We start from the raw sequence: 13,671 nt of genomic DNA on the forward strand, positions 1-13,671 counted from the left end.
TGAAATATTATCAGATAAGCAGCGTTTATCTGAATATGTTTTGGGTAGGTTTAAAAGTTATCCCACTAATAGTGGGATAAAAAAAGCCATCAAGAGGAATCAAGTTCTATTGAATGGTAAAATTGGAAAAACATCCGATTTTGTTAGCGGTGGCGAGCGTATTCAACTGCTCGAACCCTTATTATCCAAACCCAAACCAGTAATTGATATTCCCCTCCAGGTTCTTTTTCAAGATGAATATTTTGCTGTAATTAATAAACCTGCAGGCATTGAGGTAAGTGGCAATAAAAAGTGGACGCTCGAAAATGCTCTATCCAATCACATTTCAAAAAGTAATTTATCAGATGCTTTAAACAGAGCACAACCGGTGCACCGACTGGATTATCCCACTAGCGGAGTTCTGATAGTTGCAAAAACGGCGAGCATGGTAATTGCGCTCAGTAAGATGTTTGAGCACAAAGAAATTCAGAAATACTATTTAGCCATCACCATTGGAGCAATGCCATCTGCATATGCCGAAATAAAAGAGCCGGTGGACGAGAAGCCCTCGCACTCCACTTACAAAGTGATTCAAAGTGTAGCATCGCCTCGTTTTGCGCAATTGAATTTGGTTCAGTTAGAGCCGCATACAGGCAGAAGGCATCAGTTGCGCAAGCATATGTTACATATTGGTAATCCTATTTTGGGCGACTTACTTTATGCCAAGGAAAATTTAGCCCTTAAGGGGAAGGGTTTATACTTGCATGCGCATAAAATTGAGTTTAAACACCCCATTAGTGATGAAGCACTCAGCATATCGGCACCAATACACGCAAAGTTTAGTAAGATATTTACGGAAATTGAGCCATAAGGCATCAAATAAAGTCCGTAGGCAAGCTAGTTTAAGCTGTAAGGGCTCATTTACATTAAGGGCAAGTACCTTTTTTTGTTAAATATGCCTGTTAACTCAAGGGCAGGGCTCATTTCAACTTTAGGCATGCGTTTACATTAAGGGCAAGCACTTTTTTTGCTAAATATGCCTTGTTAACTCAAGGGCAAGGCTCATTTCAACTTTAGGCATTTATTTACATTAAGGGCAAGTACCTTTTTTGTTGAATATGCCTTGTTAACTCAAGGGCAAGCTTCATTTGCATTTTGTGTATACATTTAACATTAAGGGCAAGTTGTATCCGCACCTTAATGATTTGATTAATGCTGTATAAACCAGACTATAGTATTAATATACAATGGGCATTTCTTTTTTAAATGGAATATTTACCACTCTTATCAATAAAAAATATCCCTCAATTATTTTTTTAAATATTTAAAGCTTTGAATCATCAGGAAGTATTATTGCGAATTAAATATTCGTTAGTTCTCCATTTTTGGGAACATGAGCTTGATAAATTTTACTAGGACATAGTACGAGCTAAATAATTTAAAAATATACTTCTTGAAGAAAGAAAAAGCGAATGTTATTGTGCTTGAGATACAGAGCCATAATTAATACGAAAAAATATTTCCCATGAAAAGAACTCTTAAACTACTCTATTTATCTTTAGCGATGCTATTGCCCAACATTTTCAGTATTGTTCATGCTCAAGTTAATCTTGTGGATTTACCGCATTACAACCAAGATGTTTCAGGAGTTTGGCGACAAGTGGCTCCGGGAATGGCAGGGAGTAACCGCGCCATTTATACCGATGCAGTTGATCCTTTAAAAGTTTGGGTAGCACCCGATATGGGTAATGATTATTTATCTAACGATGGTGGAAAACATTGGGAGAGTATTATCCCATTTGATGGAGTATGGAATTGGCGCAATACCTTAAGTGATGAATGTGTGATGAGCGATTTTAAGGACAATAATATTGTTTTGAATCTGCGTCAGAAAGACATTCAATTTAGCACCAATGGAGGGAAGTCATTTAGTACCATAAACGATTACGCATCTGGTGAAGAGCCAAACTCTGTTTGGTATACTGCAGCAGCGCATCCCACAGAAGGGGGAACATGGTATGTGGCCAATGGACTTGCTAACAGATACCTTCGTACGGGGGTAAATACAAACCCACTCACTAATATTGATGTTAACCAGCCCAAGGTTTGGAAAATTACTAACATTACTACAAGCTCAAGAACCATTGAAGCTGTGTCGGACAATGGAATGGATGCACAATCGGCAGTATTTGATTTATTTTGTCATCCCGATACTGAAAACTATCCTGATATGCTATTTGCTGCTACTTCAACAGGTTTTTACCGTAAGGATAATGCATCTGCAGCTTGGTTAAAAATATCAGCGGGATGTTCAAGAGCCGATTTTCAATGGGACGGTAGTGTCTTGAGTGTTTTTGTTTTGAAGCAGACAACCTATCAGGTAGTTGATAATATACTTTTATCAGATGGAGGTGTTTTTAAAAGTACTACTCCCGAAATAGCTACCCTTAATTCTGGGTGGTTTGATAAAACAGAAGGCCTGCACATTGATTTATCGACCTTAGATATTAATAAAACGCATTACAGATCAATGGTAAAGGCTTGGTTTGGCTATTCAAATGGCGAAGAGGAATTGGTTGGAATACCAGAGTCTTATTTGCATGATTATGCTGATATAATATGCGATCCCACAGACCCTAATAAAGTTTACATGTCTGTATGGGGAGGTACTATAGCTAAACTCATCACAGGTTCTGTATGGGCTTCTAAAGATGGAGGCAATAGTTGGTATGCTGCTTTACGCCCAGGTAATGGTTTTACCAATGATGCGTATTGGAAAGATAAACAGCCTGAGCATTTAAATAAGAATGTTGAAATTGGTGTGCATGATAAAAAATTCCCAGACTTTGTTAATTATGGCAAGCGTGGAGTGCGCTCAATGGCCATTGCTGTTGACGGAACCTTGTATGCAAGTGCCATTAAGGGATATTTAACTATAAAGTATAATGCTGATGAGGATGAATGGCTTAGCCTAGATAATACACAAGATGGTGATTTGTTTTACGGACATGGCAATGCCAATACAGGTGCATTTTCGGTTGTGCCTGATATTCAACGCCCAGGAGAAATGTTTTTACTTCAATACGAAGCTTCTGCTTATAAGTCTACTACGCAAACGCATCCTGATTATCCGGGTATTGTAGGCGTAAAACGCGTACCTGAGCTAATAGATATAGGTCCCAAGTGGGCTCCTGGTCAGCCAATTTTATCGCCATCCACATTGGCTAGTCATCCCACAGATCCTAATATATTTTATTATATGTCTACCCGCACGGGAGATATTAGTAAATGTACTGTAGGTGAAACTGAACACGAAATAATGGGAGAACCAATTGAAGTGCCCAATACCACAATTATCTCAAACATGAAGTGTGCGTATTGGTCTGATTTGCGTATTGCTTCAGATGGAAAGACCATGTATGCCATTGCTGAAATTATTGATACAGATAATCGGCCAATGGGGCAGGTGAAAATTTTTAATCCGGATTCTCAAAAAGGGATTTATAAGAGTAATGATGAAGGACACACCTGGATGTGTATGAATAGCGGTTTGCCAAAAACAGCAGGAGGTAGAAATGCTTCGGGTTTAACGCGAGGAAATAATAGTGCCAGTGTAAAAGCATTAATTATTGACCCTTCGGATGAGGATTGTTTATATGCTGCCGTAAAAAGATATCGTGCACCGGCAGGAGAATCAGGTTGGGTAGAAGGAGGACTTTACCGAACAGGGAATGCGAGTGCTCAATGGTCTGAAATATTAATTCCTGAAGGCATAAAATCTTTATGGGATGTTTGGATTCATACAAATGATGGAATGGGTAGTAAAATATTTATAGCTGGCGGAGGCGAAAGTGATGTTTCAAATTGGGGCGAAGGCGGTGTTTGGGTTGCCGACTATAACGCAAACGGAAATTATACGGTTTCAGATTGGCAAAAGATATTTGAACATCCATTTGCATCAATAGTGCGAACTAGTCCGAATAATGCAGAGCATATTTTAGTAGTTACGCGCGAATCCACAGGAAATAATAAAAAGGATGCAGGTACTTTTTATTCCTTAAGCGGAGGTTCTGAAAACAATAATAGCGCTTGGACGAAATTTAATACGGGTCGCGGAAGTATGATGATTGGGTCTATTGCTTTTGATACAGGAAATCCTAACAGAGTGTGGTGCTCGTGCGAATCATCAGGTACTTATACTGCTTTAATAAATACATCAAAAATAGGTGAAGTTGACAGTATTGCCATAAAACAAATTGACACTAATGTAGAGTTAAACAAGAAAATTAATTTACACTGTAATGTGTATCCCTTGGGGGTTACGCCAATAACACCCATGTGGAAATCATTAAATGAAGATGTCGCAACAGTATCTAGCGCAGGCGAAGTGACTTTGCTAAAAGAAGACAAAGTGGGTATTGTGGCTTATATAAATAAAGGTAATGAAGTAATCAGTGATACTTGTTGGATTAATCCTATGGATAACGGTATTGCTAGCCATAAATATGAAACAATTCAATTATACCCGAACCCAGTAACAGGGGATAAATTGCACTTTAGCAACAGTAGTTATAGTAATAATTATACCATCTATAACGCAAGTGGCAATCCAATTATAAATGGATTTGTGAATTCAAATAGTATTGATGTGAGCGTATTAATAGCGGGTATGTATTATATTATTATTGATAATAAGCGCTTAGCTAAGTTTATTAAGGTATAGGTTAATATATTAGTAAGTAAGGGCGGAATTCCTATTTTGGAGTTCTTAACTTACTTATTCTATATTCCATAGGAGCTATTTTATAATGTTTCTTAAAAACTTGTGTAAAGTATTGATTCGAAGAGAAACCACAATCGAAAGCAATTTCGGTTATTGATTTATTGGTATGCTCAATAATAAGATCGCGGGCCTTTTTTATTCTTAATTGAGTAAGGTAGTTCATAGGTGTTGAGTTGGTAATTTCGTGACAATACTTTGAGAATTGCGTACTCCCAAGGCCACAATATTCAGCCATCCTTTTTAGGCTCCAAGGTTCTGTAAGCATCGAATCTAAATCTTTAAGAAATATAGCTACACTTCGTTGGCTTTTAATAAGTGAATCATTCAATAGGGGCTTTTCTTGGGTAAATAACTCTAAAAGCAGAATAAGTATCTCATTAATGAGGATTTTAATTTTAGAGTCTAAAAACGCTTTTTTATTTTCTTTAATATGATGGCCAATTTGAACAAAGCACTTTTTTATTTCGGGCCCAACCTTCCAAACAGGCTGTTCATTTCTTCTGAGGATGTTAGTGAGCGTATTGAGGTTTTCTTTATTGAGAATAATCCAATCAGGCCAAATCCATTCTTGATGCGGTTGGCGCACTTCAACATCAATAATAAACCAATGTAATTTACTTGAGTCAATATTAGGGTTACCCAATCTGTGAGGAATCCAAGGGCGTGTTATGGTTAAGGTATTTGGACTTAGATGATGGATGTGTTGGTTAAGTTCAAATTCAAGACTACCAGTTTCTAAAAAGCAAATTTCAATACCTTCATTTCTATGCCAATCTAAACCCCAAATTTGTTTTTTACTTGCATTCCAATAACCGATATTTTTTATGCTTGTAAGATCATTGTCATTTAATGGATATCCGGCATACGTTCCGCGCTTTAAAGCTTGCAACTCTATCTCATTATTTAGCCATGCTTGCTCTAATGGTTCACACGAATCGGGATTGTGAATTATACCATCGGTAGATGTGTAAAGTGTATTATCGTTCATGAATAGGATAATAGGTGTTGTAAAATATTTCAGTGTAAGATAATGGAATATTTTGTATCACTAAACAATTATAATTGTAGACATTAAATAACAAGTGTTAGGATCTCTTATTTTAAACAAAATTCACATAAGTAGTTAGCGCGATGAGGAAGTGTTTTTTTGCATTTATATTAATCTGGTTTTTTATTGGGATACCCTTAATAAAGGTTGAAGCAAAGTCGAAAATTAAAGTTTTATTGCTGAGTGGAAATAATAACCATAACTGGAAAAAAACTACACCAGCCCTTAAAAATATACTTACAAATAGTCAGTTGTTTGAGGTGGTTGTTACCGAGAAGCCCGAACAAATAAATACTGACATGCTAAGTGATTACCAACTTATATTGAGTAATTGGAATGATTTTCCAAATCAGAATTGCAAGTGGTCTGAAACAACAAAAAGCGCGATCCTTAATTTTATAAAGCAAGGAGGTGGTATTCTTTTTATCCACTCAGCTAGCAGTGCGCATACAGATTGGAAGGCCTTTCAGGAATTATCTGGAGCGAGTTGGCGAAAAGGAACCAGGCATGGTAAAATGGCCCAGTTTGAAGTGAATATTAGGGATGTAAATCATCCTATTACCAAAGGGATGAGTAACTTTTTTATTCACGATGAGCTATGGGTTAATATGTATAATACAAATACATGTAATGTTTTGGGCGAAGCATTTGCTCCTAAAAGTAATAAGGGGATGGATAAAATGGAGCCTGTTATGTTTGAGCGTACTTATGCAAAAGGGCGTTCGTTTAATCTGATTTTGGGGCACAATGAGCAGGTGATGAAAAACATCGGGTTTAAAACCTTGCTTTTACGTGGTGCAGAATGGGCCGCCACCGGAAAGGTAAAACAAGCTATCCCAGATGAACTTAAAGCCCCAAGCGCTTATACCAAATTATCTTGGAAGAAAGAGAAAAGTAGTTTATCATTAATGAATAACGAGAGGGTAGTTTGGCAGTACAATCTTGATGTGGATGAGGGGAAGCCTTATTTTCATCCGCTTTCAACTTCTGATGGAACATTGTTAACAGCGCTAAAGCCATTAGATCACCCTTGGCATAGAGGAATATGGCACTCTTGGAAATATATTAACGGAATAAACTACTGGGAAGAAGACCGCAAAACAGGTATATCAGAAGGTACTACCGAGATAAAAACAGTATCCTATACAAAAACAAAACAGTTTGGTGCTGAATTCAAATTAAGTATTGGATTTCATTTACCAGGCGAAGCTGATATTCTGCGAGAAGATCGTATCATAAAAGTATCACCTCCTGATGAAAATGGAAATTATTATATCGATTGGCAAAGCACAAGCATCGCTATGGCGGATGAGGTAGTTTTGGATAGAACACCAATTTTAGGTGAAGATAAGGGCAAAGCCTTTGGTGGATATGCGGGTTTTTCAGCTCGTTTAAATACCCAACTGAGCAATGTGGTGGCTATTAACGATAAATCAGAACAGAATAACTTACATGGTAGCACTTCAAAATGGATTAATTTTCAGATGAAGAGTGTATTAGGAAAGCCAGCATCTTTGGTGATTCTCGACCATCCTGAGAATATGAATCATCCCAATAAATGGTATATCACAATCAATCCAGAAGTGCCTTTTTATTATTTCAGTCCGGCAGTGCTGTTTAGCAACAAACTTGTACTAAAGAAAGGAGAAAAATTCACACTAAAATATCGATTATTAGTGAATAATAAAGACTTAAGCCAACATCATATTCAGCAGATTTATGATGAATACGTGTTACAATAAAAAAATCTACATCAGTAAACCATTAGTAATTATTAAGTTTTACTGCTCTACTATTAAAACTCAAATCAATTTAAATTTATTTCTATGGCAATTAAAGTAGGATGTTTTGCGTTAATTAACCCTTTTAGCAAACTCGATGCGCAGATCGACCAGATAAAGGAATGGGGCTTTTCAAGTGCCGATTTAACAGATAATTCGGACGGTGCTTGTTTAGGTGCCGAGTATGGATTTACCGCTTTGGCTAGCCTTGATGCCAATCCATTTGATGTAAAACGCATGTTCCAGGAGAGAGACCTGTCCTTATCAAGTATTTGTGCGCATGCCAATTTGTTAGATCCAACAGCTCCATCGCGCTATGGTACTGCACAATTAATTAAGGCGGTAAAAATGGCGGGTGCCATTGGAGTTAAGCATGTAATAACAGCAGAAGGAGATGCTAAAACACCATTTGGTAAGAACCTTACGGTATCAGAATCGATCTTTTCAATAACAGAAAAATTATACGAACCCTTAAAGTTTGCCGAAGATTATGGCGTTAAAATTCTTTTAGAACCCCATGGTCATATTACTGATTCCGTTGATTTGATGAGTGATGTACTAGATCGTTGTAACTCCGATGCTTTAGGTATTAACCTAGATACAGGTAACCTATGGTTAGGAGGAGGGGAATCCTTAGAAATGATTGAGAAACTAGGTTCTAAAATTGAACATGTACATTGGAAAGATCTGCCAGAGGAGATGATAGAGCAGAGAGGCAAAGTTTATGGTTGCGGCATGTCAGCTACCGCCTTGGGTGATGGGGTCATCGATATCAAATCCATTTATCAGGCACTTGTAAAATCGGGGTTTGATGGTTATACAACCCTTGAAATTGCGGGTGAAGAAGCTGTTTTAAAAAGCTTTCAGTTTTTGAAAAATCTAGGTGCTATTTAATTATAAAGAACAATTGATATGACTATTAACGGAAAGAATATTTCAAGAAGAAATTTTATTAGAAATACCGGAATTATTGCAGCAAGTACTGCGATAATTCCTTCAATTTTTAGTTCGTGTAATACAAAAAAGAAATCGATTAACGGAAAAGTTAACGTGGCTTCAATCGGTGTTGGTGGCCGAGGAAGTAACCATGTTGTGGGAGTTCTAAAGTTGGCAGCTATTGCCCAATTGGTTGCTGTTTGCGATCCGTATGAAGATAGAAGAACAGTTAAAGCTCAAAAGGTAAATGAGTTTTATGCAAAGCAAAAAGGTTTAACATCTTATAAGGGATGTAAGGCATATAATCATTTTCAAGATGTTTTAGATAGAGAGGATGTGGATGCTGTTGTTATTTCAACACCCGACCATTGGCATGTGCCAATCGCTATTGCTGCTGCTAAAGCGGGAAAGCATGTATATCTTGAAAAACCAGTTGGACTTAGTATTCCGCAAGGTCAGAAACTGCGAGAGGCAATTAATGATAGTGGTGTAGTATTTCAATATGGCACGCAACAGCGTTCTGGTAAAAATTTTAGGCACGCCTGTGAACTTACGCGAAATGAAGTGATAGGTAAACTTGAGCGTATTGAAGCCTGGTGCGATAGTGGTAAAAATAATTTTGCACCTATACCAACTGAAGCGGAAGCTATTCCTGCAGGGTTTGATTACGATTTATGGCAAGGGCCAGCATTAAAACGCCCGTATTCAAAAGTCAGGGCCTCAAATAAAGGCGCATGGTTTATTGATGATTATGCTATTGGTTTTGTAGCTGGATGGGGTGCACATCCTTTAGATATTGCTCAGTGGGGAAATAACACTGATGAAACTAGTCCAATAGAATACTCCGGTACAGGAAGTTTCTTTGCCGAGGATAACATTTTTAATACCATGAATTCTTGGGATATTCATGCAAAGTATGCCAATGGGGTTGATATGCACTTTTGTAGTTACGATGTGGCCAAGCCTATTGTGAGCAAGTATAGACCTTTTATGGGACATGGAACCACATTTTTTGGCAGTAAAGGCTGGGTAAGTGTTGATAGAAAAGGAGTTCATGTTAGTAATTCCGAGTGGCTAAATCACCAATTTACGGAAGGTGATATTAGATTAGTTAAAAGTTCTGATCATATGCGAAATTTTATTGAGGCCATTAAAAATGGGACGCCAACAGTTAGTCCTATTGAATCGGCTATTCGATCGGATACCATTAGCCATTTATGTGATATTTTAGTGCGTTCAGGAGAGGGTTCGTTAAAATGGAATCCTGAAGCAGAGAGAATTGTAAATCCAACATCCAAAATTACTTCATTATTTACCAAAGAAAGCAGAAGTCCTTATGGGGATATTTTGAACGGATAATTGATAGAAATCAATGGCACAAAAGTTTTCGAAAAAACTATTGTTGTGCTTTTTCAAGCTAGTGCCATTTTTATCAAGCATAGTAAGGAAGGCAAAAAAAGAGGCTGAATCATTCTATATTGAGACAGCCTCTTTTTTCAATTTATATGGTAGTTACCCCTTCTTAGCTGGTACAACTTTAGTTTCGTAACCCAACTTTTCAAGTGCTTTTTTAAGCTTATCGCTATCGGTTTTATCGTCGCGGTATTTAATTTTAACCAATTTGGTAGGAATATCTACTTGAATAGACTTAACGCCTTTCTCGTAAGAAATATTCTTCATTATTTTTTCTTTACAATCGTGGCAATCAATACTGCACTCGTAAGTTACTTGTTTAACAGTTCCCTTTTCTTTTGCGCTTACAAGGTTAACGCTAAGTGTAAATAGTAATACTAATAGTAAATTTTTCATTGATTTATTATTTTATTAGTTATTATTTTAATGTCTTAAAGTCTATTTTCCAATAATATACTTAACGCCTACATAGGCCATTGCACCATATAAAGGAGCATAAATTCTGCTGGCATCAAAATCAGACCCAAATGGACTATCCGCAGCAATAATAGCATTTTTTTGAGTGTAACTACCTAAATTCTCGCCTCCAACATAGAAACTCCAATTTTTATAATTCTTGGTAATTTGAGCCAATAAAACCACATAGCTTTCTGATCTATCTTCGCGTTGATTTTCAATGGCATTATCTTGGGTTGATGGCAAACGCTGATCGCCATTAAATTGCGCGGTAAAATCAAATTGCCATTTATCCATATTAGTTCGGTACGATGCCGAAATCAAGCCTTTGTATTTATTAGTAAACGGCGTTTCTTGCAATTCGCCATTAAAAGTACTTTGTACATCGTTATATCGGTAAGCAGCACTCAAGTCAAAGCGATTAAAGAGTTCGTAACTAGCTTCAATCTGGTAAATATTTGAGAATGATTCTCCATTTAAGTTATAAAAATGTATCTCGTGTGTGTTCTGATCCATATCTACAATTAACTGATTCTGAAAATCGGTTCTATAATACTCAACACTTACATTAATATGCTTTTCACCCACAGGTATCTCGCTTACCATGCTTAGTCCATAATTCCAAGCCTCCTCTTGTTTTAAATTTTCATCAAAATTAAAAGATTTTGAACTGGCCATGTATTTCGAGTTTTCACCAATAGCATCAGGTGTTCTGTAGCCCTTTCCGGCACTTGCTCTAAAGGTTATATGCTCCGTGGCATTGTATTTTGCATGAACACGCGGCGTTATAAAGCTACCGTGTAGCGTACTATAATCGTAACGCAAACCAGCTAAAAAAGAAAAGTTCTCACTCGGAATGTAGTTGTACTCTGCAAATACACCTGTGGTAGTTTCTTCATAACCCACATTATCTCTCGAACCATTGTAAATAGCATCATTATTATCGTACACCACACTTAAACCCGTGTTGTAGGTATGTCGTGTGTCGCCAATATACGATTGAAAAATAATGTTGGCATAAGCATTCTGTTGCAGCACATCATAAGTATCGTTACCATAATACGAATTTCTATCAAAGTAATTGTACGAAAATATTGTACCCAAGCTGGTAGCCTCTCTATCGAATATATAACCATTTTTGGCATAAGCCGAAAAACGTTCCACATCAACATAAATACCATATAAATCGCTGTCGTTAAACGCGTAATTGTTATGATTGTATCCAACCTGTCCACCTTCTCTTTTTTCGTTGAGGTATGAAAAACCAAATTTAGAACTGAAGTGATCGCTATCGTAATTCCACTGATTCATAAAAGTGGTCATCTGCGACATCGGCTTATCCAAAAAGCCATCGTTATTCAAATCCATTTCGCGGAAATTGCCATTGGTATGTGCCATTATCGAGGTACTCCATTTCTCATTTAAATCAAAAGAATATCCAAAGTTTAGCTCCGCTTTGCCATCCAAATTCCCATAAGTGTAAACATGCAAACGTTCCTTACCATCAGGTTCTTTTAACTGAATATTTATCTGACCAGTGATTGATTCGTAGCCATTTTTAACGGCTGCCGTTCCCTTCGAAACCTGCAAACCTTCCATCCATGTACCCGGAAAATATTCTAAACCAAATGCCGTTTCCGCCCCTCTTAGGGTAGGAATATTGCCCATGGCTATTTGCGAATAGCGACCCGATAATCCCAAAAGCTGAATTTGCTTCACGCCAGTAACGGCATCGGCAAAAGCCACATCAACCGAAGCATTTGTTTCAAAACTTTCCGATAAATTACAGCAAGCACAGCGTTCCAGCTCCTTACCCGATATATTCTGCACCATACGCGGACTAAGCTTTGAAATACTCTGTGCAGCCGTTCTGTGTGTTACCGTTACCTCTTCAATATCCGCACCCTGATTTAAATAAACCGTAATGGGTTTATGGCTATTAATTTCTAGCGTATCGTTTTGGTAACCTACAAAACTAAAAACCAAAAGGTTTGTATTTTCAGGTGCATGTGGTACCTCAAATTTGCCATCAGCATTTGTAATTGAGCCCGTTGTACTACCCGCCCAATAAACGTTAACACCTATAAGTGGCAATTCTTTATTGTCTTTTTTCTCAAGTACCTTGCCTTTATAGTCTTCGGCATATACCGAAAACGAAAAAAGTACAATACTCAATGTTATAATAGATTTAAGCATTTTGCTAATAAGTTTTATGTGGTTAAAATCTCCTCTGTTTTTAGAAACCTGTTAGGGGCTTCCCCTGTGGGGCGGGCTATCCGCTATATCTTTGTTTCGCCCAAAGGGCTCACAAAGGATGCCGCTTCTATCCCTAAGCCAAATCCCACTCTAATACCAACTATTACCATTAATAATTTTAAAATCACTTTACGGTAAAATCAGTGTAATACAGAAAAAAATAAATAGAATATCCCCTTCGCATAATTATATGCATAGGTTGTTATACCAACCATAGAAGTGTGTTGGTATTTCTGTAACACAGCACGTGTTACCTCATAAAATAATTAGCAGTAAACTTTAAATGTATTCAGGTAGGTTACCAAATCACGACCGTAAATCGGAATAGGTTTATGTTCCTTAAAATTGTAATACTGAGAATTGTTTTGAGTAACAATCTCGCTTCTTAATTCTAATTTAATATTCTCAAATGGCAATTCGAGAGTTGAAGGCTCAATAGCTATTTCCTCGTTAGAAAAAGAAAGAGGAATATCCAGCTTAGCCGTTTTGCTGTTAGTTTGGTGATCATCACAACACTTATCTTCTTCATGAACAGTACAGCAGTCAGCACACGTGTGTAAATCTTCGTGTATTTTATGATGTGCTGATTCAGAACAACTCTCAGCCGTAGAATCTACATAAACGCTTACCACAACCTCGTTAGAGTATTGGCAAAAATGGTAATACATTACCATACCACTAGTACTTACTAAAAATAAGCCCAGCAATAAAAATGCAATACCTCGTTTTATTAAATTCTTAAAAGCCATATACAAATATCCTAATTTTCAGCTTTGATTAGTGTTATCAACTTGTTAATGTGATTTTGTTTTAGCGATTTCCCACTTTCGCGATTCGTATTTATGCGATTTTTTCACCTCCTGAAGTAATTCTGTTTTAGCTGAGCATCCTGAACATCCACCGCCACAGCTCAAACTAGTTTTGCTTATAAAGCTGTTATAAATAACTTTTCCAAACGAAATAGCTACGTAAATAAAGGCTCCTAAAACACTAATTCCGGTTAATATATCTTGTATCAT

At 37.1% G+C, this 13,671-nt stretch carries 10 protein-coding genes; 5 read left to right on the forward strand and 5 right to left on the reverse strand.

From position 1 onward, the window contains the following. Positions 1 to 40: 40 nt before the first annotated feature. Both A8B35_RS01140 and A8B35_RS01145 read left to right on the forward strand, forming a co-directional pair. A complete protein-coding gene (locus tag A8B35_RS01140) occupies positions 41 to 850 on the forward strand; it encodes an RluA family pseudouridine synthase (protein ID WP_222844075.1) in 810 nt (269 codons plus the stop codon). A gap of 654 nt (positions 851 to 1,504) precedes the next feature. Then, on the forward strand, positions 1,505 to 4,702 hold the full coding sequence (locus A8B35_RS01145; RefSeq protein WP_075601757.1) for a T9SS type A sorting domain-containing protein: 3,198 nt from the start codon (positions 1,505 to 1,507) through the stop codon (positions 4,700 to 4,702). A 31-nt stretch (positions 4,703 to 4,733) separates the two neighbouring features. Here A8B35_RS01145 and A8B35_RS01150 read toward each other — a convergent pair whose 3' ends face one another. Then, positions 4,734 to 5,750, reverse strand: a complete 1,017-nt coding sequence (locus A8B35_RS01150; protein ID WP_075601758.1) for an AraC family transcriptional regulator — start codon at positions 5,748 to 5,750, stop codon at positions 4,734 to 4,736. A gap of 143 nt (positions 5,751 to 5,893) precedes the next feature. On the opposite strand from A8B35_RS01150, the gene A8B35_RS01155 reads away from it, so the two are divergent. The 3 genes from A8B35_RS01155 (at position 5,894) to A8B35_RS01165 (ending at position 9,886) form a co-directional block, all read left to right on the forward strand. Then, the gene (locus tag A8B35_RS01155) at positions 5,894 to 7,552 is read left to right on the forward strand and encodes a DUF6807 family protein (RefSeq protein ID WP_075601759.1); all 1,659 of its coding nucleotides are present in this window, start codon (positions 5,894 to 5,896) and stop codon (positions 7,550 to 7,552) included. A gap of 84 nt (positions 7,553 to 7,636) precedes the next feature. Continuing rightward, the gene (locus A8B35_RS01160; protein ID WP_083634255.1) at positions 7,637 to 8,485 is read left to right on the forward strand and encodes a sugar phosphate isomerase/epimerase family protein; all 849 of its coding nucleotides are present in this window, start codon (positions 7,637 to 7,639) and stop codon (positions 8,483 to 8,485) included. Between the two features lie 18 nt (positions 8,486 to 8,503). Beyond that, positions 8,504 to 9,886: a Gfo/Idh/MocA family protein gene (locus A8B35_RS01165; protein WP_075601760.1), complete on the forward strand. Its 1,383-nt coding sequence runs from the start codon at positions 8,504 to 8,506 to the stop codon at positions 9,884 to 9,886. A 153-nt stretch (positions 9,887 to 10,039) separates the two neighbouring features. On the opposite strand, the gene A8B35_RS01170 is transcribed toward A8B35_RS01165, so the two are convergent. The 4 genes from A8B35_RS01170 to A8B35_RS01185 form a co-directional block, all read right to left on the reverse strand. Continuing rightward, positions 10,040 to 10,336, reverse strand: coding sequence for a heavy-metal-associated domain-containing protein (locus A8B35_RS01170; protein WP_075601761.1), 297 nt, complete (start codon positions 10,334 to 10,336; stop codon positions 10,040 to 10,042). 42 nt (positions 10,337 to 10,378) lie between these two features. Beyond that, positions 10,379 to 12,592: a TonB-dependent receptor gene (locus A8B35_RS01175; protein ID WP_075601762.1), complete on the reverse strand. Its 2,214-nt coding sequence runs from the start codon at positions 12,590 to 12,592 to the stop codon at positions 10,379 to 10,381. Positions 12,593 to 12,918: 326 nt separating this feature from the next. After that, entirely contained in the window at positions 12,919 to 13,401 is a 483-nt protein-coding gene (locus A8B35_RS01180) for a hypothetical protein (protein ID WP_075601763.1), read from the reverse strand. A gap of 45 nt (positions 13,402 to 13,446) precedes the next feature. Next, on the reverse strand, positions 13,447 to 13,671 hold the full coding sequence (locus A8B35_RS01185; RefSeq protein ID WP_075601764.1) for a hypothetical protein: 225 nt from the start codon (positions 13,669 to 13,671) through the stop codon (positions 13,447 to 13,449).

It is taken from the genome of Saccharicrinis aurantiacus (genome assembly GCF_001660705.2).
Lineage (GTDB): Bacteria > Bacteroidota > Bacteroidia > Bacteroidales > Marinilabiliaceae > Saccharicrinis > Saccharicrinis aurantiacus.